At 57.5% G+C, this 25,972-nt stretch carries 22 protein-coding genes and 1 pseudogene; 15 read left to right on the top strand and 8 right to left on the bottom strand.

The window, feature by feature from the left end; genetic code table 11:
• A pseudogene (locus B5F76_RS08735) lies at positions 1-1,437 on the bottom strand (hypothetical protein); the annotation flags it as partial.
• A 556-nt stretch (positions 1,438-1,993) separates the two neighbouring features.
• A complete protein-coding gene (locus tag B5F76_RS08730) occupies positions 1,994-4,621 on the bottom strand; it encodes a heavy metal translocating P-type ATPase (protein WP_087353373.1) in 2,628 nt (875 codons plus the stop codon).
• Between the two features lie 498 nt (positions 4,622-5,119).
• On the opposite strand from B5F76_RS08730, the gene B5F76_RS08725 reads away from it, so the two are divergent.
• The 3 genes from B5F76_RS08725 (at position 5,120) to B5F76_RS08715 (ending at position 7,848) form a co-directional block, all read left to right on the top strand.
• Positions 5,120-5,785: a DUF134 domain-containing protein gene (locus B5F76_RS08725; protein WP_087353371.1), complete on the top strand. Its 666-nt coding sequence runs from the start codon at positions 5,120-5,122 to the stop codon at positions 5,783-5,785.
• A 353-nt stretch (positions 5,786-6,138) separates the two neighbouring features.
• Positions 6,139-6,813, top strand: coding sequence for a hypothetical protein (locus B5F76_RS08720; protein ID WP_087353369.1), 675 nt, complete (start codon positions 6,139-6,141; stop codon positions 6,811-6,813).
• Positions 6,814-7,095: 282 nt separating this feature from the next.
• The gene (locus B5F76_RS08715; protein ID WP_087353367.1) at positions 7,096-7,848 is read left to right on the top strand and encodes an MTAP family purine nucleoside phosphorylase; all 753 of its coding nucleotides are present in this window, start codon (positions 7,096-7,098) and stop codon (positions 7,846-7,848) included.
• 314 nt (positions 7,849-8,162) lie between these two features.
• Here the strand turns inward: B5F76_RS08715 and B5F76_RS15355 are convergent, their stop codons facing one another.
• Positions 8,163-8,303: a hypothetical protein gene (locus B5F76_RS15355; RefSeq protein ID WP_239407004.1), complete on the bottom strand. Its 141-nt coding sequence runs from the start codon at positions 8,301-8,303 to the stop codon at positions 8,163-8,165.
• A 645-nt stretch (positions 8,304-8,948) separates the two neighbouring features.
• On the opposite strand from B5F76_RS15355, the gene hpf reads away from it, so the two are divergent.
• The 5 genes from hpf to B5F76_RS08685 all read left to right on the top strand — a co-directional run bounded on the left by hpf (position 8,949) and on the right by B5F76_RS08685 (position 12,547).
• The gene (hpf, locus tag B5F76_RS08705) at positions 8,949-9,488 is read left to right on the top strand and encodes a ribosome hibernation-promoting factor, HPF/YfiA family (RefSeq protein WP_087353363.1); all 540 of its coding nucleotides are present in this window, start codon (positions 8,949-8,951) and stop codon (positions 9,486-9,488) included.
• Between the two features lie 240 nt (positions 9,489-9,728).
• A complete protein-coding gene (gene rapZ / locus B5F76_RS08700) occupies positions 9,729-10,616 on the top strand; it encodes an RNase adapter RapZ (protein ID WP_446717630.1) in 888 nt (295 codons plus the stop codon).
• A gap of 207 nt (positions 10,617-10,823) precedes the next feature.
• Positions 10,824-11,291, top strand: a complete 468-nt coding sequence (locus tag B5F76_RS08695; protein ID WP_087353359.1) for a PTS sugar transporter subunit IIA — start codon at positions 10,824-10,826, stop codon at positions 11,289-11,291.
• A 5-nt stretch (positions 11,292-11,296) separates the two neighbouring features.
• Positions 11,297-11,758 (top strand): PTS sugar transporter subunit IIB, encoded by a 462-nt coding sequence (locus B5F76_RS08690; protein WP_087353357.1) that lies wholly within the window; start codon positions 11,297-11,299, stop codon positions 11,756-11,758.
• Positions 11,759-11,794: 36 nt separating this feature from the next.
• The gene (locus tag B5F76_RS08685; RefSeq protein WP_087353355.1) at positions 11,795-12,547 is read left to right on the top strand and encodes a hypothetical protein; all 753 of its coding nucleotides are present in this window, start codon (positions 11,795-11,797) and stop codon (positions 12,545-12,547) included.
• Positions 12,548-12,645: 98 nt separating this feature from the next.
• Here B5F76_RS08685 and B5F76_RS08680 read toward each other — a convergent pair whose 3' ends face one another.
• The 3 genes from B5F76_RS08680 to rpoN form a co-directional block, all read right to left on the bottom strand.
• The gene (locus B5F76_RS08680; RefSeq protein WP_087353353.1) at positions 12,646-13,602 is read right to left on the bottom strand and encodes a DMT family transporter; all 957 of its coding nucleotides are present in this window, start codon (positions 13,600-13,602) and stop codon (positions 12,646-12,648) included.
• Positions 13,599-14,435: a helix-turn-helix transcriptional regulator gene (locus B5F76_RS08675; RefSeq protein ID WP_087353351.1), complete on the bottom strand. Its 837-nt coding sequence runs from the start codon at positions 14,433-14,435 to the stop codon at positions 13,599-13,601. The genes B5F76_RS08680 and B5F76_RS08675 overlap by 4 nt, the downstream gene beginning before the upstream one ends.
• Positions 14,436-14,613: 178 nt before the next feature.
• On the bottom strand, positions 14,614-16,044 hold the full coding sequence (gene rpoN, locus B5F76_RS08670) for an RNA polymerase factor sigma-54 (protein WP_087353349.1): 1,431 nt from the start codon (positions 16,042-16,044) through the stop codon (positions 14,614-14,616).
• Positions 16,045-16,459: 415 nt separating this feature from the next.
• On the opposite strand from rpoN, the gene B5F76_RS14890 reads away from it, so the two are divergent.
• Positions 16,460-16,597 carry a hypothetical protein gene (locus B5F76_RS14890; RefSeq protein WP_162608777.1) on the top strand — a complete coding sequence of 46 codons (138 nt, stop codon included), beginning with the start codon at positions 16,460-16,462 and terminating at the stop codon, positions 16,595-16,597.
• Positions 16,598-16,676: 79 nt separating this feature from the next.
• On the opposite strand, the gene B5F76_RS08660 is transcribed toward B5F76_RS14890, so the two are convergent.
• Together B5F76_RS08660 and B5F76_RS08655 are read right to left on the bottom strand one after the other, a co-directional pair.
• Complete coding sequence (locus tag B5F76_RS08660) at positions 16,677-17,801, bottom strand: aldo/keto reductase (RefSeq protein WP_087353345.1); 1,125 nt, start codon at positions 17,799-17,801, stop codon at positions 16,677-16,679.
• A gap of 265 nt (positions 17,802-18,066) precedes the next feature.
• The gene (locus B5F76_RS08655) at positions 18,067-18,513 is read right to left on the bottom strand and encodes an Rrf2 family transcriptional regulator (protein ID WP_087353343.1); all 447 of its coding nucleotides are present in this window, start codon (positions 18,511-18,513) and stop codon (positions 18,067-18,069) included.
• Between the two features lie 117 nt (positions 18,514-18,630).
• Here B5F76_RS08655 and B5F76_RS08650 point away from each other — a divergent pair, with 117 nt between their 5' ends.
• The 6 genes from B5F76_RS08650 to fusA all read left to right on the top strand — a co-directional run bounded on the left by B5F76_RS08650 (position 18,631) and on the right by fusA (position 25,917).
• Positions 18,631-19,641: an NAD-dependent protein deacetylase gene (locus B5F76_RS08650; protein ID WP_087353341.1), complete on the top strand. Its 1,011-nt coding sequence runs from the start codon at positions 18,631-18,633 to the stop codon at positions 19,639-19,641.
• A complete protein-coding gene (locus B5F76_RS08645; RefSeq protein WP_087353339.1) occupies positions 19,628-20,473 on the top strand; it encodes an NAD-dependent protein deacetylase, SIR2 family in 846 nt (281 codons plus the stop codon). The genes B5F76_RS08650 and B5F76_RS08645 overlap by 14 nt, the downstream gene beginning before the upstream one ends.
• 255 nt (positions 20,474-20,728) lie before the next feature.
• Positions 20,729-22,117 carry an argininosuccinate lyase gene (gene argH / locus B5F76_RS08640; protein ID WP_087353337.1) on the top strand — a complete coding sequence of 463 codons (1,389 nt, stop codon included), beginning with the start codon at positions 20,729-20,731 and terminating at the stop codon, positions 22,115-22,117.
• 9 nt (positions 22,118-22,126) lie between these two features.
• Complete coding sequence (locus B5F76_RS08635; RefSeq protein ID WP_087353335.1) at positions 22,127-22,855, top strand: hypothetical protein; 729 nt, start codon at positions 22,127-22,129, stop codon at positions 22,853-22,855.
• Positions 22,856-22,944: 89 nt separating this feature from the next.
• Positions 22,945-23,799, top strand: coding sequence for a histidinol dehydrogenase (locus B5F76_RS08630; RefSeq protein WP_087353333.1), 855 nt, complete (start codon positions 22,945-22,947; stop codon positions 23,797-23,799).
• Between the two features lie 81 nt (positions 23,800-23,880).
• A complete protein-coding gene (fusA, locus tag B5F76_RS08625) occupies positions 23,881-25,917 on the top strand; it encodes an elongation factor G (RefSeq protein WP_239407003.1) in 2,037 nt (678 codons plus the stop codon).
• Positions 25,918-25,972 lie beyond the last annotated feature (55 nt).

Below are 25,972 nucleotides of genomic sequence, written 5' to 3'. Positions count from 1 at the left end.
CAGCGTGATTTCCCCGCTGGTGATCTCCTTGTCTGTGGATGCTTCGGTACCGCCAGCATTGAGGCCTGACTCGTGTACCGTGGCCGAGGCATCTTCTGCGTCGGGCACAATGACAGACGGCACATTCATATCAGGCTTGATGTCTATGGTCAGCTGTGCCTTATCAGAGTCTCCGTCCTTGTCGTAGCCTGTGTAGCCAATCACAAGGTCGGGTGTCTCGTCGGTGACATTGTATCCTTCCTGCAGGGCAAAGGTGTAGCCCCCCTGATCGTTCAGTGTCAGAGTGCCCACTGTCTCGCCATCCAGAGAGACAGTGTAGCTGCCGCCATCCGTCTGCGTCAGGGTGTAGCCGCCTTCAACTGTTTCCGTATTCCATTCCACACGGCCGAGGCCATCTGCACCGGGATCGTCCCTGCCGAACTCGTCAGTCACGACATTGCCGGAAACTTGCAGGTTTTCCCCTTCCGTGACCGTGATACTGTCGTTATTGGCTGTATAAATGTCATCCCCGATTATGATGCTGATTGTGCTGGAAGCAGAATCTCCATCAGTGTCGATGACTGTCACATCCAGATTGTGGGCAATTTCATCAGGACCTGCCTGGCTGTGTTCCTGAGTAGAATCGGTCAGTGTATAGGTATAATCCAGAGAGCCCGTGGCAGGATTATAGACCGCGGTCAGAAAACCTTCATCTGTCGGAATCCTGACAGGCTCACCATTCTCAAGGACAGGAGAGCCATTCTCAAAAACAGTGACATCATCAATGACAATACTGCCCACGCCATCTGGAGCTGTGATCTGCATGGAGCCACTGGCACTGGGACAGGTTTCACTACCAAGGTCGGCTTCGCTCACGGTCAAAATGCTGTTGCTAGTTCCAGGACGGGTGTTGTCGCCAGGATTGTCGGGATTGGGGATCACTGGAATCTCGGGATCTAGCGTACCGGGCTCATTGGGCGTCACCGTAACCCCATGGTCTACCCTGTCCTCCCCGTCATCCCTGCCAATGGACGCATATAGATCGTCCTGGGTCTGCTGCCCAAAGTTGAAGCTGATGTCCAGACCGTCCAGACGGTCGATGCCACTCAGGAGAGCTGCGTCACCATAGACGTTGAAGCTGCTGTTGCCCTGGGCTGCGGCTGCTGTGGGACCGGCTGCAGGCATGAGATCCGGGTTGCCAAGGGCAGCGAAGAAATCCTCGCCGGAGATTTCCGCACCTTCCATCTCGAAGCTCGGCATCTCCTCCTTCGAGTAGGTGGTGTAGAAATCCTGCAGGCGTATGGAGGAGCCATCCTCAAATGTCAGAACGAGGTCGTCCCCATCCCTGGCAAAGAGCGCGGCGTCGGAGGGAAATTCCAGCACAAAGCGGCTGTCTGCCGCGCAGGAAACGGTTTGGGCTGTGTTGGCCTGGGGCTTGACAAGACGTATGTCGGCCATGATGTTCTCCTAAAATATGAAAAAACAAATGCTGTATTCGAATGAGTCACGCAAATTGACTTGTTGTCGCTTTTTTTGAACGCAAAAAGCCCCGTGCCGGCATAGAACTATATGCCGGTACGAGGCGTACGTATGAGAAGAATATCAGAAATCTTTCTGTATTCGCTAATTGTATATTCTTGAGCAGAGAGGAACATTGCAAAAACCTTGTTATTTCAAACAGTTACAAGGATAGTTACTGTTTTGCAAAAGTTCCAATCTCTAGCAGGAACCAACATCCTCCCCGACTCGCAATTTTGGAGAGCACGTTCGCCTCTTCTATGCCTTCTGTGCCGAAATCTGTCAAGATCGTTTTCGCCTTCTCCCAATGCCGCGATATCCTGCAAAATGCGCTTTTGCGAGGAACCTCCCCCCAGTGCCACACAAAGCTCTTAGCCAGACCACACCCTGCGCGCAGCCGCCATGCCACTTTTTGATGCAAGGACGAAAATGGCTGCCCGCTTGAGAGGCGAACCTCCCAAACGGACAGCCACGTGATGTACAAATGACGAAAAAGCTACTTGACGCCCAGGTACTCGTAGCCGGCACCGGTCACTGCGGCTTTGAGCTCATCCTCGCTCACGTCGCGGCTCATCTCCACGACCACCTGGCAGGCCTTGTGGTCAGCAGTTGCGCAGACAACGCCGTCGATCTTTTCCAGAGCTTCCTTTGTGTGCTTTTCGCAATGGGGGCACATCATGCCCTTGACGCCAATGGTCTTGATCATGGTCTTCTCCTCCCTGGAGACTTTTCCTTGCGCAGCGTCCCCTTGAGGAGCCGCTGTGATTGTTGTGGGTTGTGTCTGTGGTTCTGATGGTGCGGGTGCAGACTGATTCCCGGAACCTGCTTCCCTGTCGTTGGCATCCCTGTACACCTTCGCAAAGTTGAGGCGCAGGGCATTGGAAACAACGCAGAAGCTTGAGAGACTCATGGCAGCCGCGCCAAGCATGGGGCTCAAGGCAATGCCGAAGCTGTGTACCAGGGCACCTGCTGCCACGGGTATGCCGATGATGTTGTAGATAAAGGCCCAGAACAGGTTTTCGTGGATGTTGCGCAGGGTGGCCTTCGAGAGCCTGATGGCAGCCGGAACGTCGCGAAGCGTGCTCTTCATGAGCACCACGTCCGCAGCGTCAATGGCCACATCCGTGCCTGCGCCAATGGCAATGCCTGTGTCCGCGCGGGTGAGCGCAGGGGCATCGTTGATGCCGTCGCCGACCATGGCCACCTTGCCCTGCAGTTTGAGCTCGCGGACAACGCGCTCCTTGCCCTCTGGCAAGACACCGGCAATGACCTCGTCCACACCTGCCTGTCTGCCTATAGCCTTGGCAGTGCGCTCATTGTCGCCCGTGAGCATGACAACACGTATGCCCATTGCGCGCAAGTCCGCTATGGCCTCTGCGCTGTCTTCCTTGATGACATCGGCAACTGCCACAAGCCCCAGGAAGACATTGTCCCTTGCAAAGAAGAGCGGTGTCTTGCCCTCTGCAGCAAGCTCCTTGGCCCTCTCGCGCATGTCCTTTGATACTTCGGCCCTTGAGGAAACAAAGGCGAGGTTTCCGCCGCAAAGCCTTGCACCGTCCAGCATGCCCTCAAGCCCCTGTCCGGGCAGGGCCTGGAAGTCCGTCACTTCCCGAACCTCTCCCAGGCCCTTTTCGGCTGCGTGGTGCACAATTGCACGCGCAAGAGGATGCTCGCTGCGACTCTCAAGGGCATGGGCAAGCGCAAGCAGTTCTTCGGAACTCACACCGGCAGGCACGATGTCCGTGACCCTGGGCTCGCCCTTCGTGATGGTGCCGGTCTTGTCCAGAGCGACTATCTGTGTTCTGCCTGTCTCCTCAAGAGAGGCCGCGGTCTTGAAAAGAATGCCGTGTCTTGCGCCAAGGCCGTTGCCCACCATGATGGCAACTGGCGTGGCAAGCCCCAGGGCGCAGGGGCAGGAGATGACGAGCACTGCTATGCCGCGGGCAAGGGCAAAGCCCAAGGTCTCGCCTGCCAAAAGCCAGATGACAGTGACGAGCAGGGCTATGGAGATGACCACGGGTACGAAGACGCCTGAGACGCGATCCGCTATCTTGGCAATGGGAGCCTTGGTGGCAGCTGCGTCGCTCACCATCTGTATGATCTGCGCCAAGGTTGTGTCCTGGCCCACGCGCAGGGCCCTGCAGCGCAGATAGCCCGACTGGTTGACAGTAGCTGCGGAGACGTGATCGCCCGGAGCCTTGTCCACGGGGATGCTCTCGCCCGTGAGGCTTGCCTCGTTGACTGCGCTCATGCCCTCGATGACTTCGCCGTCGACAGGGATGTTTTCGCCCGGGCGCACCACGTAGATGTCGCCGACCTTCACCTCCTCGACAGGGACATCCTTCTCCACGCCGTCCTGCCAGAGGGTGGCGCGCCTGGGTGCCAGGCGCATGAGGGCGCGCAGGGCGTCCGTTGTGCGGCCCTTGGATCTGGCCTCGAGCATCTTGCCCACTGTGATGAGGGCAAGGATCATGGCTGCGGACTCGAAGTAGAGGCCGTGCAGCCCTTCCTGCAGGGCGGCTGCGTTGCCGTCTGCGGCACTCCTTGTCATGCCGAGCAGGACCACAATGCTCCACACAAAGCTCGCACTTGAGCCAAGGCCCACCAGGGTGTCCATGTTGGGAGCCCTGTTGACAATGCCATGCCAACCATTCACAAAGAACTTCCTGTTGATGATCATGATGGCGACTGCCAAAAGCATCTGCACAAGGGCAAGCCCTATTGGATTGCCGTTGAGGAGCGCGGGAACGGGAAAGCCCGCCATGGTGTGCCCCATGGACATATACATGAGCGGGACAAGAAGAACGAGGGATGTGACAAGACGCCTTTTCAGGATCGGCGTCTCCTTGTCTGCCAGTATGTCCTCGGACATGGCTGCATCGGCTGCGGGGACCTTTTGCCCCTGCCCGGCATCGCTTGCCTTGCCGTCAAGGGAGGAGGCGCCGTAGCCGGCCTTGATCACGGCATCGATAATCTCCTTGCTCGTGGCCGTGCCCTCCACACCCATGGTGTTGGTGAGCAGGCTCACGGAGCAGGAGGCAACACCGGGAACGCCGGAGACGGCCTTCTCCACCCTGGCGCTGCAGGCTGCGCAGCTCATGCCTGTTACGAGAAATTTTTCCATGACAATATGCCTTTGCGAAGCGTCATGCTTCGGGAAAAGGGTTGCAAAACACTATGAAATAGAAATTCTATTTCTATTCTTTGCCCCATTTTTAGCGTGAATGCAAGAGCCCCAAATGGGGAGCGTACACTGTTTTCGGTGTACTGAGCTGTTTTCCTTGCGGCTATTGCCCTGGCGGACACTTGTTGTGCTTGCACTGATGCGGCTGCCTTTCGGCCCTGGCCCACGTGCCCCATGCCTTGTCCATGATGTATCCTGCGGGATCTGCATCCCGTTTGCATGAAATGGAAATTCGTTTTTTCCAAAGCTCTTTGCAAGAGTACGGAGAAAAAATGTATCGACCAACCAAAAAGTCAAGGGGAGACGGCAATCTGACGACAAAAACGCCCTTGTGCCTGCGCGAGTGAAACAGTTTTATGAAAAATATTTCATAATTCTTCTTGACATGAAAAATTTATTGGCTATATATGAAATATATTTCAAACACAGGGAGAACACATGCAGCGCAGAAACAAGACCCGCAACATCGGCTTCGTGCCGGGCTGCACGCGCTTCGCAGCCCAGGGGGGCTCTGAGGAAACGGGCGACGTAACCATTGGCCTGGACATGATTGAGGCCATGCGCCTCGTGGACGCGGAAAACCTTTCCCAGCAGGAAGCGGCAGCCAGCATGGGGGTCTCCACTCCCACTCTCTGCCGCATTCTGGGGGAAGCCAGGCGCAGGACCATCACGGCCCTTTTGGCCGGACAGAACATCCTGATTGAAGGAGGAAACATTATGCTTACAGAAGAACGCGGAATGGAAAACCGTACAAACGGTGGATACGGAAGGTATGGCCAGCAGGGCATGCGCGGCAACGGTGCAGGATACGGCAGGGGCCGTGGCCAGGGGCACGGCCAGGGCCATCACCCGGATATGAAGGACAACGGCACATGCTCCGGCGAGAGTGCCACATCCGCTGCCAACGAGGCCTCTCGCGGAACAAACGGTCACTGCCATGGCAGGGATCATGACCAGGAGCAGGGACATCACGGCATGGGACCTGTCGTTCACTACCACTACCATTACCACTACAACTGCGCAGCACCCGAAGACAGTGAAGCACCCCGTCTGCCACAAGACAACTGCGCTGCGCAGACAAGCCGGGAAAGACAGGGGGATTAACCGGAGACGCAACTAATCGGAATGCACTGGTGCGGACTGTATCATTTGTGTTTTCGTTTTTTTTGTAACACAAATATTGCGCAATCGAGACCATGAATTTTACAATCTGCATACCATATGCACCATACAGACAAGAAATTCCGGCCACAATCATGAAAAATACAGGACATGTTCTTGCAAGAGAGTGCGCTGTCCTGTACTTTCACAATAACTCACAGGACATGGTCCCGTAGGCGACACCAGGCGCGGACCCGGGGAGAGGCCCGAACACGGGAGGTCCCTGTCCGCACAGAACAAACACCCAACATCTGAACACTTTTTGCGGGGGCCCTTCCCCGACAACCGGAGGCCCTATGGCAGGCAGACTCCTTGGCAGCGCAGGCGGCGTCATGGGCGCAATGGCCCTTATCAAAATCTTTTCCGCGACATCCAAAACAGGCTCTACCCTAGCAAAGGTGGCCGGTACCCTCCTGAACAGCGGAGGAGGAGCCGGCAAGGGAGGCGGCAAGGGCTCCGGTCAGGGCAAGAGAAGCGGCAAGGGAAGCAGCGGCGAGGGAAGCATTGCCGAATCAATGCTTGCAGCCCTGAAGGAACTGAAAACGAACGGCGCAGAAGGAGGGAACAGGCGCAAGCCGGCAGGAAACGCCAGGGGACAGTCTGGCGCATCCGCTCCTGCTCCTGTCAGTGACACAGTTGTGGACACCACCGCGCTCGGACAGGAATCTCGGGAATCCGGACTGGATGCAGACAGGCAGGCCCTGGCAACCCTTGCGGGAAATATAGCGAGCTTTGTGGACGGCCGCGTGCGCATCCGCCACGCTGGCCTCTCCTCTCCCGAGGCTGCCTCTGCGCTGCAGACACTGCTTGCGGCAAACGGCCTTGCCGCCTCCTTCAGTCCCAGGGGCTCCTCGGTGCTCTTGACCTACGATGCGAAGCAGCTGGACAAACCGGGCTTTTTGCTGCGTGCCCTGCCCCTCGGACGCTACCTGCGCGACTGCGACGCGGCCTTCGGAAGGAGCGAGGCGTAGGAAAATACGGCCCTGAAACGGATTTTTCCTGTCTCGGGGCCCTGAACCCGCAAAATTTGCGGCCAGTCGAAATTGTATAGAAAAGTGCTTGTCTTTGTCGTCTTTCCGTTGTAGCTTTTTTGGGCCTTTGATTTTTTTGAGCTTTGGTCTATTTTGCGCGAGACTGCATGAAGGGGATTTGTCCCTTTCGTGCAGTCTCTTTGATTTTCGGATACGGCAAGGGGCTGGGTGCGGCCCCCGTTCCCTTGCGCAAGACGACCTGCCCGCACATGGTGGAAAGTTATGAGCACGTGTATTGGCGTCATTGGTGGCAGTGGCCTGGACAACCCTGACCTTTTTGTGCCCGAGTCCGAGAACGAGGTGGAAACCGCGTACGGCAAACCATCCAGCCCCCTGCGCAAGGGGCGCCTCAAGGACACCGATACGGAACTTGTCCTGCTTTCCCGCCATGGAATTGGGCACACCATTCCTCCCCACAAGGTCAATCACAGGGCCAATATCGCGGCATTGAAGGAAGCAGGCTGCACACATATCGTGGCAACTACTGCCTGCGGCTCCCTGAGAGACGACCTGCACCCGGGCTCTCTTGTCGTACCGGACCAGTTCATAGACTTTACGCGCAATCCGGTCACCTTCTTCGACTCCTTCGCGGACGGCGTACAACACCCTGCCATGGCGGATCCCTTCTCGCCTCTAGTTCGCAGGGCTCTCCTGGACGCTGCCACAGAATGCGGCATGGAGGCCAGGGACGGAGGGTGCGTTGTGAGCATTCCGGGCCCCAGATTCTCCACCAGGGCAGAGTCGCGCATGTTCCGCGTCCTTGGCTGTGACATCATCAACATGACTGTCGCGCCCGAATGCATCCTCGCATTTGAAGCACAAATCCCCTACGCGGCCGTCGCCATGGTCACGGACTACGACAGCTGGGACGAAAAAAGGCCTGCCCTGAGCATAGAGGACATCTTTAAGGTCATGGGAGAAAACGTGGACCACATCCTGCAGATCCTTCTGAAGACTTTCCCGCGCCTTGCCTGACACAATTTCGTGAAAACAGAGTGGCAGATACAGGCAAAAACACTGATATAGCCGCAACAACGGCATCTGCCACTCTGAACAAATCGTTTTTTTGCGAACGTGTTCACTCTTGCATGACACAAAATTTGGGTCATAACCACTTTCTCCATATTTGATAAACCATTCTCGAAAAACAGCAGGGCGTTCTTTTACGGGACGACCTGCCTTAAGGATGCTGTCTCAGTATGTGAAGATCCTGACGAATTGTGCGAATTGCTGCAACAGCTGCTCTAGTATCCTTTTCAGAAAGAAAAGATACCAAAGTCGTATATCCTCTATTGCCTGTTGGGCAAATACTGCTTGTGGCATTTAGGGGGCTCCACATTGTTTCCAGCCTCAAGCAGGGCAAGCCAGGAATCCACTTCCTCTAATGTCAGATGAAGGCCGGATTGCTGAAAATCCTGCCAGGACGCCATTGCTTCCTCCCAGCAGCGTTGCTGCTTTTCTTCTTTCTCCACATATTCTCGTATTGCTTCACACAGTATCCAGTGCGGCTTTCTCTTCCGTGACTCGGCAGGAGCCATCACACGGTTTCGCAAGTCATTGTCTGGCTTGATACTTGTGACAGTGCCGGACATACTGCTCCTCCCTGAATTGGTATTCTTTGGTATTACCAATTTTTGCATTGATTCCACAGAGCGGCAAGTTGTGTTCTGACAAGGCTCAAAAAAACGGGCGGCAGATGCCGCTGTATATGGCTTGGCCTACCGGATGACATCCACAACATCCTTGGGCTCTGTATCGGTGTTTCCACCGACATCTGCCTCTGTGCGTGAAAAAGGGAACAAAGGGCGCGCCAAAAAAATCAAAAAGACATTCCGCAAACTTGCGCGTTTGCGACCAGGCTTGTTGCGCCAGGCAGGCATTGACATTGGGGGCGGGCAATGAGAAGTTAAATCGTCGCCAACAAAACCTTGTTTCAGCCCCTTTTGGGGGACAGGCAAGGGGGCGAGAGCCAGGCACAAGACGTACCTGCCAATCAATCCTCTTGGGGTCCCTGCTGCAGCAACATTGTCCCTGCTGCCGAAAATGGCCCAAGGGAAAATTTCCGGGAGGAATTTATGAATATATCCTTCACCTTCAAGAACTTCGAAGCTTCCGAACACCTCAAGAAGTACGCCCGTCGCCGCATGGAAAAGCTCGGACGCTTTTTCGGCAAGGCCGCAGGGCTTGAAGTCGGAGTCGTTCTGACTGTGGACAAGATTCGCAACCGCTGCGAAGTCACAGTCGTGGGAGAAGGACTTCATCTTGCCGCGAGCGAGCAGACGAACGACATGTACGCTGCCATAGATCTGGTCTACGACAAGCTCGAAAGCCAGATTAAGAAGTACGTCTCAAGGGTCAAGGAGCAGCGCAGGCAGGCGCGCAACGCGACCATCGACGTCTTTACCTACAACCTCGAGGCAGAAGCTCCCGAAGAGCAGGAGAATATCGGCACGGATCGCTTCAATCCGAAGCCCATGCCAGTTGAAGAGGCCATGATGCAGCTCGACAGCATAGGCAGTGACTTCTTTGTCTTCCTCAATGCCGACAACGGCCGCATCAACGTCATCTACCGCCGCCGCACCGGCGACTACGGCCTCATTGACCCCATAGTCTAACTATCCCAAAAATCTTCCCGCGCATGAGCGGGGCATAACACTGCAAAGGGCTCATGGCACGCATGAGCCCTTTTGCGCAAAAGGCCGGGGAAATCCCCTGCCAAAACTCAAGGGCGGTCAGCCATGGACAAGTCCCCTTCTCCCGCAGGATCCCCGCAAAACAAAAAGGATGCCGAAGCCCCGGCGCCCCAGACTCTGGGGAAAAGCGCAGCTCTTCCCTCCGGCACTCCGGCCAGGGCCCTGCCCGAGGCGCGCGCGAGCAGCAGACTGTGCGTGATCACTGGCCTCTCGGGATCCGGCAAGAGCACAGCCATGCAGGTCTTCGAAGATCTCATGTATTTCACCGTGGACGGCCTTCCTGCCAGGATGGCGCCGGAGATGGTGAATCTCATGTCGCGCCCCTCCATGGCGCACTTCAAGGGCATTGCCCTGGGCCTCGACATACGCCAGTCCGCCTTTCTGAACGAGATCGACGATGTCCTGGACGAATTGCGCAGGCAGGGTTTCAAGCCCCAGCTCATCTTTCTCGAAGCCGAGACATCGGAAATCATGCGCCGCTACGCGACCACAAGGCGCCCCCATCCCCTGGAGAGGGAAGGCGTGGGTCTCGAGAGCGCTGTGCTCATGGAGAGAAAGCGTCTGTCACAGCTGCGCAGCCAGGCGGATATGGTCATCAACACAACAAAATACTCCATCCACGACCTGCGCCGCGTGATCCAGAAACGCTTTCGCGACGGCGAGAACAACGCCCGCGCCCTGAGGGTCTTTGTGACCAGCTTCGGCTTCAAGCACAGGGTACCCAAGGAGGCGGACTACGTCTTTGACCTGCGCTTTCTGCCCAACCCCTACTTTGTGAGCGAGCTCAAGGAGAAGACGGGCCTTGACCAGGACGTGGCAGACTACGTCTTTGCCACCCCAAAGGCCAGGGAATTTCTGAACAAGCTCGAGGACCTCATCTTCTTCATTCTGCCGCTCATGGAAAGCGAGGGCCGCTATCGCCTTACCCTGGCCTTTGGCTGTACAGGGGGGCACCACAGGTCCGTGGCGGTGGCCGAGGCAGTGGGCAGGGCCATAAGCCAGGCAGGATACCCCACAACCATCGAACACCCCCATCTTGAGCTCGGCTAGGAGCAAGGGACAATATCCCCAAAAAGGACAGGAGAGCCCCTTCCCCGCATATGCAGGGGACAAGGAAAACCTTTGCGCACACTCAGCACACGCGTGCGCGAAATTGCGTGCTTTCTTGCCATTTTCGGGAAAAAGGGGTAGTTCCTTTTGTGCTTCTTTCCCCCTGCAACTGCAGATCCTCGCGGATACAAAACGGAGATTGCGCCTATGGCTGCGGAGACAAACGACGGTTCCCTGGATGTGGGTATCATTGTGGTGGCCCATGCCGACTATGGTTCGGTGCTTTTGCGTACTGCCGAATTCATTCTCGGCCCCTTGAGCGACTGCACATCCATCAGCGTGGACATTGGCCAGGAAGTTCCGGAAACGGTACGTCGTCTCAAGGACGCTGCGCAGCGCCTGGACAAGGGTGCTGGCGTCATCATCCTCACGGACATGTTCGGAGGAACGCCCACCAATCTCGCCCTCTCCCTGCTCGCCTCTCACAACGTGGAAGTGGTGACCGGTGTGAACCTTCCCATGGTGCTCAAGGTCTTTACTTCCAGGACAACGCCCCTGGCAGAGCTGGCAAAGACTGCCTGCGAGGCCGGCATCAAGGGCATTGTGGTGCCTGGCGCCATGCTGAAGAACCGTCCGGCGGACAAAACGCCCAAAAGCCCAGACAGCGGGAGGTAGCCACCTTGTGGTTTCGTGTGGACAACAGGCTTATTCACGGCCAGGTCATTGAGGGCTGGATGCCCTACACAGGCGCGCGCCATCTGGTTGTTGTCAATGACGAGCTCGCAGGAGACTTTCTGCGCCAGCAGATCATGACTCTGGCAGTCTCGCGGCACATCCAGGTTCATTTCGTACGCCTTGAGGATCTTCCTAGGACGCTCTCCCAGTGCGGCCCGGACACCTTTGTCCTGTTCGAGAACTGCCAGGACGTGGGCGCTGCAGCAGGCCGAGGCGTGCAGATTCCCGTGCTCAACATAGGCAACATACACTATTCCGAGGGCAGGCATCAGATCTATCCCCACGTGGCCCTGTCCGACAGCGATATCGAGATGCTGCGCGAGCTCATCAAGGCGCAGCACACGGAGCTGGATTTCAGAGCCGTTCCCTCCGAAAAGATGAGGCCCCCGCATGTACAGCTTTTCTAATCTCTTTTTGTCGGGGATTCCCTACTGTTTTTTTTTGTGCTCATAGGCATAGCGCGCTTTTCCCACATCATTGGGCTTGTTGAGCGCCCGCTTGCCTTGAGCCTTGTGGCAGCCTTTGCCACGGATCTGTGGGATGTGGCCCTGCCCCTGGGCATAACCCTTGAACTTCTGTGGCTGGACGTGGTTGCCATGGGTTCCATCATTCAGCCCTTCGGGGGCATGGCCTTCCTTTTGCTCTTCCCCTTAAGTGCGACACTTTCCTGGACACAGCCGGGTGTTCTGCTCCTGCCGCTTGTCCTGTGCATTCTGGCTGCCCATCTGGGGGCCTACTGCGAACTCAAATACCGCATACAGCAAAACTGCCTGCTCGACAGGGTGGGCAGGATGCTCGCCAGGGAGAGCGAGGCAGGCGAGGTCATGGCGTGTACTGCGGAAAGTCCGGACATACGGAAAACGCTGTCGAACCGGCCACCGAGTGCCGTGAACGCGCAGACCGAGCAAAACATTCCTGAAAGCCTGCTGCGCGAGTGTTTTGTAGGCCGCATCTGCTGGCACATCCTGCTCTATCTGGCAAGCTACTCCATCCTGTGTCTTGTGATCTCCACGCTCATAGACTGGAACCTCTATCCAGTGCTTCCCAATCTGCAGTGGGTCTTTGTCTATGCCCTTGCCGCCATTGGGGCCATCCTCTCCCTGCGCCAGCGCAGGGCCTATATCGTCTGCGGGCTGAGCATTCTGGTCATTGTGGCCCTGCTTGCGGGCGGAGAGCTGATCAAGACAGCGAACTAATCCCTGCGAGCTTTCCTGCCGAAAGCAGACTGCCGAGCATGGGGCAGCTGCCCGCAACTCCCGACGACATTCCCTCAAAACAGCCTGTGCCCGAACGGTCAGGCCTGTCTGTCTGCCCGCTCCTGCCTTCTTGCCTGAAGCGAGAGCCTGTAGGCCTCGCGCAGGCTCTCGGCGCTGGAAAGCGCAAGGCCAGCCAGGGTCAGGACAGTGCCAAGACAGATCATGGCCGTGAGCGGCTCATCAAGCAGCACGTGGGAGGTGAACACTGTCACTACCGGAGTGAGGTAGATATAGACCGAGGTTTTCAGGGTGCCAAGCACGTGTATGGAAAAATTCCAGGAAACAAAGCAAATGGCCGAGGCTCCCAGGCCCAGAAAAACAATGTTGGCAAGGCAGACAGGATCCGTCAGAGCCTGCGGCAGGGGACTTGCGTCGCAAAGCCAGAGGGCAGGCAGCATGAAGACGAGGCCATAGAAAAAACTGTGTCTGGTGACCTGTATGGAAGAATAGCCGAATTCGCCGGCCTTGCGCACAAGCAACGAATAGCAGGCCCAGGCAAGAGCTGCCAGAATGGCCAGCATGTCGCCCCTGGGGGAAAGATTGAAGCTTGCGCCGTTGAAGCTGATGAGCGCAATGCCAGTCATGGCCAAAAGAAAGCCCGCAAAAAAGCTTGGCCGCAGCTTCCCTTCCGCGGGAAGAAAGACGCGCTGCAAAAGAGCAGTGAACAGGGGAGCCACAACGACCATGACGCCCACGTTGGAGGCAAAGGTATACGTCAGGGCAATGTTTTCCAGAAGGTAGTAGAGGAAGATGCCGAAAAAGCCCACAGCGGCAAAGTGCAGCTCCTGGCGCGGGGAAACATTGCACATGGGGTGTGGCGCGACAATCCACAGGGCGATATAGCCAAGCAAAAAGCGTGAAAAGAGGATTTCGATGGGTTGCATGGAATCAAGCAGCACCTTGGTGGCTATAAAGGTCGTACCCCAGAAAAGGATGGTGAGAAGGGCCGCGACATGCCCCCTCAAAAGTGCGCAGCCTGCGCCTTGCGTATTCATTTTTCCTCCTTGTCTTGCTGCCGAGCGCCGAAGCCTGCCATGTCCTTGTAGAGGCCAGGGGGAATGCCGATGCAGGCCGTGAAGATCCGCGTGAAATGGCTCTGATCGCTGAAGCCCGTTTGCGCGGCCACTTCAGCTGGGGAGACGCCCTTCTCGAGCAACTTTTTGGCCGCATCGACACGAATATTGGCAAGGTATTGATGCGGCGTGATACCTTTTTTGCGCACAAAGCCTCTCAACAGGGTAGATTTGCTCAGTCCACTTCCTGCGCAGAGATCGTCCAGAAGAACATGCTCTGTGTACATGGTCTCGAGGTAGTGGCAGGCCCACTCGATCTCTTCCCTGCAGGCGGGAACGCTGTCGGAAGGAGCATACGCATAGCGGGCAAGGGCAAGATCAAGCAGATAGCCGAAGACTTCCTTTCTGCGCAGGACACTTTCCCCCTGGGCAATGGCAGTGTGGAGCAGGCGCAGGTATAGGGCCATGTCCATGTCCGGTACGGTATTGGGGGAAAAGACGGGCAGAGAGTTCCTGCCAGAGGATCTCGCCCAGCTCTCCATGACCCTGACCGGTATGCCAAGGCTCAAATAGGTGAGCGATGCTCCCTCCTGTTCGCAGCCATGGTTGTCACCCGGATTGATGAGCAAAACATAGCCAGGGCTCAGGTGGTACACCTTGCCCCTGCACTGCATGACTCTGCCGCCTTCCTCAACAAGGCCGAAGACATAGTGGGTATGAAAATGCCTGGCAAAGGGACGGACAATGCCCTCGAAGCGGTAGCTTTCCACTCCGAGCTCCTTGTCCCAAACAAGCTCAGTCCGTGCAGTATCCATGCGGCAACCTCCGGCGCTTTTTCTAGCACAGACCCTCCCTCTCAGGCTTGTACAAAATCTTCATCACCAAATACCGGTGCTCTTTCCCGCAAGAGTGAGGCTTGCCTGACACAAGGGGCACAAAATGCATGGGGGCGCGGCAAAGGCCGCGCCCCCATGCATTTTCATTCCCTGCGGATCAGAGGATCGACTTCTTTCTCCTGGACGATGTGGGAATATCCATGACGGATCTGTATTTCGCTACGGTCCTGCGGGAAATCTTGACCCCCAGCTCTCTGTACAGGATTTCGGCAATATTCTCGTCCGGCAGGGGAGAAGACTTGTCTTCCTCGGCTATGAGCTTCTTTATCATATTCTTGACGCTTTCCGAGGCCAGCTGGCTGCCGTCGCTCCTGGAGACTCCGGAATTGAAGAAATACTTGAGTTCGAAAAGGCCGTGAGGGGTGGCAACGTACTTGTTGCTCGTGATGCGACTTACCGTGGATTCGTGCATGCCGATGTCCTCGGCTATTTCGCGCAGGATGAGCGGCTTGAGCGCAGTGGGGCCTGTTTCGAAAAATTCGCGCTGATGCTGGACTATGCTTTCCATGACCTTGTACAATGTCCTGTTGCGCTGTTCCAGACTGCGTATGAGCCAGTTGGCTGCCCTCTTCTTCTCGGCGCAGAAATTCTTTTCCTCGGGCGTTCCCTGTATGCTCGTTTCGAAGGTCTCGGACAGGGTGAGCTGGGGCAGATTGTCGTCGTTCAGGACAATCACAAAATCCTCGCCTACCTTGCGCACGTAGACATCGGGGCTGATGTAGGTCGGCTCGCTGCTGCCGAAGCTGGCTCCGGGCATGGGATCCAGACTCTGGATCATGAGAAGGTATTCCTTGAGATCCTCCTCGTCGAGCCTGAAGCGACGCATGACAGGCTTGAAGCGCTTGGCCTCGAAATCTTCCAGATACTCGGACACAATACCCACAAGGACGGGATCCTTGTCCAGACCACGGTCGTAAATCTGTGCCAAAAGGCATTCCTTGGCATCGCGGGCTGCCACACCCACGGGATCGAAGGTCTGGATGCGCTTCAGAACGGTGAGTGCTGTTTGCGTATCCGTGCCAGCCATCTCGGCAATACCCTCGATAGATTCCGTGAGATAGCCGGAGGAAGAGAGGTTGCCAATGATGAGCTCGCCTATGGCCACTTCCTCGTCCGTCAGACTGGAAAGATGCAGCTGCCAGAGCAGATGCCCCTCAAGGGTTGTTTTCTCGGCGTAGCGCTGCACGGGAGAGGTGTTCTCCTCCTCTTCCTGAATCTCGCGCTGCTGATAGTCCTTCGGGGCGCTGGCAAAATCTCCCAGATAGTCTTCCCAGTCCGCATTGCGGGAGGATTCGTCCTCGTAGACAGCGTCCTTCCTGTCTCCCTCGCGAATGTCCTCGCTCGAAGGCGCCTCCTCGACGCGTTCCGGGAGCTTTTCCTCAAGGTAGGGATTTTCCAGAAGTTCCTGATGGACAGTCTCTACAAGTTCCAGTCTGGAGAGCTGCAAAAGCCGTATTGCCTGTTGCAGCTGCTGGGTCATCATGAGCTTTTGCTGCAATTTGAGCTGCTGACGAAGTTCAAAGGCCATAACTTGAGACACAACCTCGCGAAAAAAGAAGTCTATCCTGCCAAAAGAACATGGTTTCCGCGGGATTGTGCGTTCAAGAGGGGATCGCAAGCGAGCATGCACTCTCCCGAAGAAATTTTTTGTTCACAATGTCCAAGATTGTTTCGACACTGCCATAATCCGGAAGATTGTGCAAGTTTTCTCTTGCATTTTGGCGCAAGCATTCTCCCTGGCAAAGCCATTGAAAGCACGAATATTCCTGTCTTTTTTGGGAACAGACTCTTCTTTTTTTGCACCCTTGCAAGAATGGGGCCGAAACGTTCTGTCCCACTGACTTTCTTCGCCCCACATTCGCTTCGACCTCTTGAGTAGGGCCTGCCCCAAAATGGCAAGGGGGAGCCCTTTGGGCTCCCCCGCATCCTGAAGATTATTGTTCTTGGCTCAAACTCTGCGCCATCCTGACACCTGCCTCATAGGCCATGTGCAGATCCTTCGGGAACTGCTCGTCCCTGTGTCTGGCCTTGTGAGCCTCGTCGAAGAGGATGCCACATACTTTTTGCAGTCCGCGAACTGACAGGTGCCAAAGATCCTGCTGCCCCTGAACTTGCAGGCAGGGCAGCTGCGGCAGCCAGTGAAACTGATGTCGCAAAGGGCTAGCCCTTGAGGGCCTGCGCGACCCTGTCGAGCTCGTCGCGAATGGCGATGTGCTGGGGACAGGCATCTTCGCACGCGCCGCACTTGAGACACTCGGAGGCAGGTTTTCTGTCGTGACCTTCCACAAGCCAGCTCTCCCAGTGGCGGGCAGCCGCCAGATCCTTGTAGAGGGTGAGATAGTTCATGGCCGTGAAGGAGCCGGAGATGCCGATGTCATTGGGACAGACCTTGGCGCAGTAGTTGCAGGTGGTACAGGGGATGAGCGGAATCTTCGCAAGCTCTTCCTGGGCCTTCTTCAGGGTCGCGAGCTGTCCCTCCGAGAGGCCCGCAAAGTGCTGCATGGTGGCAAGGTTGTCCTTCATCTGTTCAATATTGCTCATGCCGGAGAGCACAGTGATGACGCCTTCCAGATTGGCAGCAAAGCGCAGGGCCCAGGAGGCAGCAGAGCTTTGGGGCTCGGCTGCCTGCAGGACATCGAGCACGGGCTTTGGCGGATTGGCAAGAAGGCCGCCCTTCACGGGTTCCATGATGGTGACGGGCTTGCCGTGCTTTCTTGCGACCTCGTAGCAGCGGCGAGACTGGACAGCAGGGTAATCCCAGTCCGCGTAGTTTATCTGCAGCTGCACAAATTCTGCCTCGGGATGGGCTGTGAGCACTGCTTCCAGCTCCTCGGGGGTGGAGTAGAAGGAGAAGCCGATGTGTTTGACGAGCCCCTGCTCCTTCTTCTTCTGTACAAAGGACCACATGTCGTAGTCCTCGAAAAAGTGCGTGCGGCCCTCGCCCACGTTGTGCAGAAGGTAGAAGTCGAAATAGCCTGCCCCTGTCTGGCGCAGGGAGGTCTCGAACTGGGCAATGGCCTCTTCCCTGGTCTTGCAGTTGATCCAGGCAGCGTTCTTGGTAGCGAGCTGGAAGCTTTGGCGGGGATGGCGCTCGACAAGAGCCTTGCGGATGGCGTCCTCGCTGCCGGGATAGGCCCAGGCCGTATCGAAATAGGTGAAGCCCGCGGCAAGGAACATGTCGACCATTTCCTTCACCTGTTCGACGTCGATGGCGCCGCCCTGAAGGGTAGGAAGGCGCATGAGACCAAAGCCGAGCTTGCCAATATTTTCACCGAGATAACCCATGATCTTCTCCTTGGGCCAGCCTTGTCTTCTGCGTGAACAATGTCACTGCAGGCTTTTGCCAGGCTCGCAGGCCTGTGCGAGGCATGCCTTTTGTAAGTCTTGTCACACATCTACTGCAAAATGACGCTTGCGGGAACTGGAAAAATGGTTAGCGTTGCATGAACTAAAAATTAATACAAAATGGAAGCGCAGGAAATCCTGCGCAAAAGCATGAGCAGGAACACCCCACAAGTTTCGGTCACTGCTCCAGAGAGCGTGCCTGTACTCACAAGTCCCCTTGCGGCTTTTCTTGCGAGATCCTTACATGGTAGCGATCGAGAATGTCCTGCAGGCTTATTGCCCGCATGGCCTCTTCCGCCTGCTCCTGCACTGTGTCGTAACATTCACGCAGGACATACTGGATGTTGACCCCCACCCCGCACTCGGGATTCGTGTGTGTGTCCTGATGCAGCAGGGGCTTGTCCCCTTCCACGGCCCTGTAGATGTCGAAAAGGCTTATGTCGCTGGCAGGACGTGCAAGCGAGGGTCTGGGGTGTCCCCTGACGGAAGTGACAAGGCCAGCCTTGCGCATGACGGACATGAGCTGGCGCACAAAGGCCGGATTTGTGCGTATGCTTGTGGCAATAGCGTCGCTTGTGAGGGGTTCGTCCGCACTCATGGCCACAAGGGCAAGAACATGGGCAGCGTCGCTCAGTCTGGTAGAATACTTCATAGACCTCTCCTTAGATGTAATTTTTATTCTAACAACCTATTGACAGGAAGGCAAACTCAGCCTACATCTTGCACACTGGTTGTTAAAAATAAATTTACATCTATTGGAGGAGCATGCATGAGCTTCTACGAAGATCTGGTTATCGAAACCCAGGGCGCCTACACCCGCTACCATCAGGTCTACGCTGCCGGAGGTACACCCTATGAGCTGAGCACAAGGGCAGCCCTGCCCTATACGGAACAGATCGCGCACCTTGTGAGGGAAATCAAAGAGGCGGACTGCGTCCTTGTTGGCGGCGCCTCGGGACTTTCCGCAGCCGGAGGCGGGGACTTCTACTACGAGGACAACGCCTCATTCCGAAAGTATTTCGGCAAATTTGCGGAAAAGTACCATCTGAAGGGCGCCTTTGACGGCACCATGCGTCGCTGGGACGACAGAAAGGAGTTCTGGGGATACCTTGCCACCTTCCTGTACACCACCCAGACGGCACCTGTGCGCTCGCCCTATCTGGACCTCGATGTCCTGCTTCGTGACAAGGACTTCTTTGTGCTCACGACCAATCAGGACACGCAATTCCTAAAGCTTTATCCGGAAAACATGGTCGCGGAAATCCAGGGGGATCACCGCTTCTTCCAATGCTCTGTCTGCTGCACGGACACCACCTGGGATGCCCTGAAACCCGTAGAGGACATGATCACAGCCATGGGCGAGGGAACCTCTGTGCCAGAAGACCTCATCCCCCGCTGCCCCCACTGCGGCAGGGAGGCCTTTCCCTGGGTGCGCGGCTACGGAAACTTTCTCACAGGCGCGAAGTACGAGGAAGAGTACGAGAAAGTCTCCCAATGGCTTTTTGCCCACAAGGATCAGAAAATCCTCTTCCTGGAACTGGGCGTGGGGCGCCTGACGCCCATGTTCATCCAGGAACCCTTCTGGTATCTGACGCTGCGGCTGCCAAACGCCCGCTACATTGCCGTGAACAACAAATACAACTTCCTGCCCAGGGTACTGGAGGACAGGGGCATGGTCATTGTGGAGGATCTGGCCAGGGTTTTGGCCGACGCGCACAAACTGAGTAAACAGGATACAAGGGAACTGTCTCCTGCAGGAGGAAACCATGTTGCTGGCTGAAGCTGCTGCAAGAATATGCGAGGCAGACGCCATCCTCGTGGGCGCAAGCAACGGTCTTTCCATCAGCGAAGGCCTGCATCTTTTCGCGGACAACAAGGCCTTCCAGGAACTTTTCGGGGATGTGCGCGAAAAGTATCATCTGCACAGCATCCTTGCCTGCATGTGCGCCAACTGGCCCACAGAGGAAGAGAAGTGGTCCTTCTGGGCGAGACTCATAGGGCACTACTGTCTTGCCTACACGCCAACTTCCCTCATGCGGGACCTTGCGGCTCTGCTTGCCGGCAGGGACCATTTCATTGTGACTTCCAACGGCGAGGGGCACTTCGCGCGCTGCGGCTTCGAGGAAGAGCGCATCTTCGAAATCGAGGGCAACTGGCTTTTCATGCAGTGCGCAAGGGCCTGCCACGAGACACTCTACAAAACTGAAGACACTGTCAGGGCCATGCTTGCCTCGCTGCAAGAGTCCGGGCGCATCGGGGAGGAGCTCATCCCAAAATGCCCTGTCTGCCAGGGCCCCATGCAGGTCCACGCGGCCACAGACGAACACTTTTTGCCTGATCGCGACGGAAACGAGCGCCTTTCCACCTTCCTTGACAGGGTCCGCGACAAAAGGCTTTGCGTGCTGGAGCTTGGCATAGGCTCACGCAACCAGCTCATCAAGGCCCCCTTCATGCGCCTTGTGGCAAGCCTGCCCAAGGCAAGCTACGTGACCATAAACCTTGGCGAAATCTGTATTGCCGACAACATCCGCGACCGCGCAACAGGCCTCGACGGTGCACTGAACGACATCATCCCCGCTCTGCGCAGGGCCTGCGAGAGGCACAGGCACTGAACACGTTCCTTCCACGATAGGCGAAGCCATTGGGCCACAAGGGGCAGGATTTGTTCCTGCCCTTTTTTCGCGCCCGTTCCAAAGGCAAGCGGGCCTTGTTTTTTCCCCGTCCCCTGCGCTTTTCTCAAAACCGGATCCGAAACTGGCACGCTCCTTGACTTTGTGAAAGGTATGAAGGAAAAAAATGCTTTCTGCATTAACCTCTAACAGGCTGCACAGGGGCCTTGCCCCATGTCAGCGCGAGACACACATCACATGAAAACCAACGCAAGCTGGGGTGGTCGCTTTAGCGAGGGACCCAAGGAAGCAGTTGCTGCCTATACCGAATCCGAATCCTACGACAGGGCCCTGGCCTTCCAGGACATCAGAGCCTCCAAGGCCCATGCCCGCATGCTGGCCCGCCAGGGGGTCCTCACGCCTGAAGACGGCGCTGCCCTTGAAAAGGGCCTCGACATGGTCGCAGAGGAGATCTCCAGGGGCGAGTTCACCTGGAAGCCCGAGCTCGAAGACGTGCACATGAACATCGAGGCCAGGCTCACCCAACTCGTGGGCGAGGTGGGCAAACGCCTGCACACCGGTCGTAGCCGCAACGATCAGGTTGGCCTCACCTACAGGCTCTACGTGAGCGACACCCTCGCCGAATGGCAGCGCCTTCTGCTCGCCCTGTGCAAGCGCTTTGTGGCAAGGGCCGAGGATCACGCTGAGCACATCTTGCCTGGCTGCACCCATCTGCAGCCAGCCCAGCCGGTGAGCCTTGCGCACCACCTCCTTGCCTATGCCTTCATGTTCAAGAGGGACTACGAGCGCATCGAAGACACGTTGAAGCGCGTGCGCATCTCGCCCCTTGGTGCTGCAGCCCTTGCCGGCACAACCTACCCCCTGGATCCTGCCTCTGTGGCAAAGGAAGTGGGCTTTGGCGGCATCTACCCCAATTCCATGGACGCTGTCTCGGACAGGGACTTTGTGCTCGAAGCCCTTTTCGACGGCTCCCTCATCATGACCCACCTCTCGCGCTTTTGCGAGGAAATCATCCTCTGGGCCAACCCCAACTTCGGCTTCGTGAAGCTGTCCGACGGCTATTCCACAGGCTCCTCCATCATGCCCCAGAAGAAGAACCCGGACGTTGCCGAACTCATGCGCGGCAAGACTGGCAGGGTGGACGGAGCTCTCATGGCCCTGCTCACAGTGGTCAAGGGCCTGCCCCTTGCCTACAACAGGGATCTGCAGGAGGACAAGGAAGGCTTCATGGACGCCTCGCATACGGTCATGACCTCCCTCTCCGTCATGGAGGGCATGCTTGGCGAGCTTGGCTTCAATACCGAGCGCATGGAAGAGGCCTGCCGCAGGGGCTTTCTGAACGCCACGGAAATGGCCGACTACCTTGTGGGCAAGGGCGTGCCCTTCCGCGAGGCCCATCACATCACAGGCCACGCAGTGGCCCTTGCCGAACAGCGCAACGTGGGTCTGGAAGACCTTTCCCTCGAGGACTTCCGCTCCCTGGATGCCCGCATCGGAGAAGACATCTACCCTGTGCTCGACTGCCACGCAGCAGTGCGCCGCAGGGAAACGCCCGGAGGCACTGGCCCAAAATCGGTGCAGGCCCAGCTTGAGCTTTTGCGCTCCTGGCTCAACAGCCAGGGCTAGGGGTGGCAGATGGCTGAACGACGCTACACGCGCAGGCAGAAAAGAGCGCAGGCCCAGAACAAGTCCGAGGCAGCCCAGGCGCCTCAAAAGGCACCATCCACGCGCAGGCAAAAGGCTACAGGCTGGAAGGTGCCCCTCATCTTCTGCGCTGTCATCCTTCTTCTGACCGGAGCAGGCTGGCTCTACCGCAAGGTGACAGCGCCCCCGCCCCTGCCCATCAACGCGGAGCTCTTCGACTACGCCTCGAAGGCCCACTTTGACCTGGACGCGGACGAGGAAGGCCGCAAGTTCAAGGAAGAGCTCATCTCGGCTGGCCGGGGCTTCAGCCCGGCCTACGCCAAGGACGAGAAGATCGCTGCCGTGGCTGGTCAGGCCATTGATGCCGGCCGCCTGGACGTTCTGGTCACTGCCATTGGCGTTATCCGCGACGGGGACAGGCGCACAAAGCTTCTGAAGCTTCTGGCACCAAAGGCCATGGAGCGCTGCGAGGATCTGCCCTGGGCTGTCTTTGCAGTGCGCAACCTGACCCACGAGTACGGTACGGCCATGGATCTGACGCGTACCCTGAACGCTCGCTACGAGGAGTGCAAGCGCACAATGCCCGAGGGCTGGCCCATGACGCTCATTCCCACAGCCCCTGTGGGCCAGGACACCAAATACTCGCAGGGCGGCGACACCCAGACCGATGCAAAAGCGCAGACAAAGGGTGCAGCCGACACTGCGCAAACAGGCAAGTAACGCAAATTCGGGGCAGGGGGCGCAAGCTCCCTGCCCGTCATGGAAGAGGCCCGGAACATTCCCAAAAAAACAATATTTTCGAGGTGGTCATGCCGCAGCAAACACAGATTTCCGTTTCCTGGCCTTCATGGGTCGAGCAGCATCGCATTGACGACGCTCTCACAGCCGCTGCCTACGAAAACGCAGGGCCAGCTGCCAGGGCTGCACTCAAGACGGCCATGGCCATGTACTTTCGCTACGACGACTCCACGCGTGAGATCATCCACGAATACCGTTCGGACCACATGTCGGGCTTTTGGAGATCACGCACGGTCTTCCCTGCACCCTGGGCCATTGTCGCGGTAACACCCCGCTACGTTGCTGCAGCCCGCGTGCTGGCCGCCCTCATGCCTGCCATCATAAGCGGCGTCTCGGCCATAGCCTGCGTGTGCGTGGACGGGGAGCCCACAGCCTCCTGCCTTGCCACCCTGGATCTCGCAGGCATCGACGATGTCTTCAGCCTCAGCGCAGCAGAGCTCTCTGCCCTGCTCGAAGAGACCCAGCCAGGGCCCGGCCGCCTGGTCCTTTTGCACACAGGCGAGCTCGACATCTTGCGCAGGCAGGCCCGCTCCCTGCACATCCCCTGCTTCGAGGAACGCAGGGCACCTGTCCTGACCATACCAAGGCCCGAGCTCTTTGACCTCGACGTTTTGACCTTTGCCCAGGGCGAGGACTGCGTACAGCGCGCGCTGCACAGCCCGGCCCCGGCAGCCCCGGACGTGCTCTACGCCTCCGGGGAGGCTGTGCAAAACCACTGCCTTGCCAAGACCCATACGCCCTTCTCGCTGGGCATGGCGCCATTGGCCCTGGCACCCGGCTGCGAAGGCTTCTGGCTGCACCACGGCCTTGGCAGAAGCTTCTTTCTGGCCCACAGGGTGGGCTTTGGCACAAGCGACGGGGAATAGCCTGCACGCCACAAGGCAGGCATGAAAAAGACCTTGATGGACGCCCCTGAAGGACGACAAAAGGCACAACGGGAAGCTGACATGGACCTTCGCAAACTTCGCAACATAGGCATCATAGCGCACATTGACGCGGGCAAGACCACGCTCACGGAGCGCATTCTCTTCTACACCCGCAAGATCCACCGCATGGGCGAGGTGCACGACGGCACGGCCACCATGGACTTCATGCCCGAGGAGCAGGAACGGGGCATCACCATTTCCTCTGCCTGCACCACCTGCCTGTGGAAGGAGCACCAGATAAACCTCATCGACACGCCAGGGCATGTGGACTTTACCATCGAGGTGGAGCGCTGCCTTAGGGTGCTGGACGGGGCTGTGGGCGTCTTTTGCGCTGTGTCCGGCGTGGAGCCCCAGTCCGAAACCGTGTGGCGCCAGTCCGAGCAGTTCGGAGTGCCGAAGATCGCCTTTGTGAACAAGATGGACAGGCCGGGCGCCAATTTCGAGGCCTGCCTCGAGGCCATGAAGACGCGCCTTGGGGCAAATCCCGTGCCCATCGTTCTTCCCTGGGGCGCTGGCGACAGCTTTGAGGGTGTCATAGACCTTATTTCCATGAAGTACCTCACCTTCAGCCCAGAGGACGAGGGCCGCACCATACAAGAGCACACGCTTTCCAAAGACATGGAAGCAAAGGCCGAGGAAGCCCGGGACAATATGCTCAATCTCGTGGCCGACCAGGACGAGGAGCTTCTCGAGGCCTATCTTGCAGGAAGCGTGGACGAGGCCCTCATCCGCGCAGCCTTGAGAAGGGCCACGCTTGCAAGGACCATCACTCCTGTCCTTGCCGGCTCTGCACTCAAAAACACCGGCGTCCAGCCCCTTGTCGACGCCATCTGCGACTTCCTCCCCTCCCCTTGCGACATGCCAGAAATTGAAGGCTTTTCCACCAGGGACGAGCCTGTCCGCATAGTGCCTGACGGCGCAAAGCCCCTGGTTGCCCTGGTCTTCAAGGTGGTCATGGACGGCGGCCGCAAGACTGCCTTTTTGCGTGTCTACCAGGGATCCTTTGCAGAAGGGGATGTTCTCACCAACACTGGCGAGAAGAAGGACGATCGCGTAAACCGCATCTTCAGACTGCACGCGGATCACCAGGAACAGCTGGAGAAAGCCTGTGTAGGCGATATCGTGGCTGTGGTGGGCCTGCGCAGCGCGCACACTGGCTCGACCTACGCCAAGGGCGTTGACGTGCGCCTTGAGGCCATTGAGAGCCTGACACCCGTCATCACCCTGGCCCTCGAACCCAGGAATGCGGACGAGGGCAAGGTCCTTGACGAGGCCCTTTCCCGCTACTGCGAGGAGGATCCCACGCTTGTGAGCCGCATGGACGAGGAGTCCGGCCTGCGCACCATCTCGGGCATGGGCGAGCTGCACCTTGACGTCATCCTCGAGCGCATGCAGCGCGAGTACAACATCTCCCCGCGCGTGGGTGCCCCCCAGGTCATCTTGCGCGAGACCATCACGAAGGAGGCCGCAGCCCAAGCCTGCTTTGACCGCGAGCTTGGCAAGGTTCCGCACTACGGCAACGTGGAGCTTGCCGTAAGCCCACTTCCCCGCGGCCAGGGCAATGTGGTTGAGACCGGCGATTTTCTGCCAAAGGACAAACAGGCTGCCATCAAGGTCATACAGACGCAGTTTGTGGAGGCAGCCCTGGAAGGTGCCAGGGACTGTCTGCAAAGCGGTGATCTCACAGGCTACCCCGTGGTGGACACCAAGGTTGTCATAACGGGCATAGAACGGCGCGATGGTGTAACCACCGTGCCTGGCTGCCACATGGCAGCTGTGCAGGCCTTGAAGGAGGCTCTCTCCAAGGCAGGTCCTGTGACACTGGAACCCATCATGCGCGTGACCATGAGCCTTCCGGAAAGCGAGCTTGGCTCTGCCATCTCCCTCTTCAACTCCGTGGGCGGTCGCATAGACAACATGGAGGATCAGGCAGGCCAGAAGATTGTGCACGGCACTGCCCCCCTGCGCCAGCTCTTCGGCTTTTCCACAAGGCTGCGCAGCGCAACCCAGGGACGTGCCGGCATGGTCATAACCTTCGAGCGCTTCGACAGACCCTGACAGGGAGCCCAAAATCACGCCTCTTCATTTCACGCCACCCCGGGCCCCAGTCCCG

It is taken from the genome of Desulfovibrio sp. An276, from assembly GCF_002159665.1.
GTDB classification, from domain to species: domain Bacteria; phylum Desulfobacterota; class Desulfovibrionia; order Desulfovibrionales; family Desulfovibrionaceae; genus Desulfovibrio; species Desulfovibrio faecigallinarum.
The sequence above is the reverse complement of the archived record's forward strand: the minus strand, read 5'-3'. Positions and strand labels throughout refer to the sequence as shown.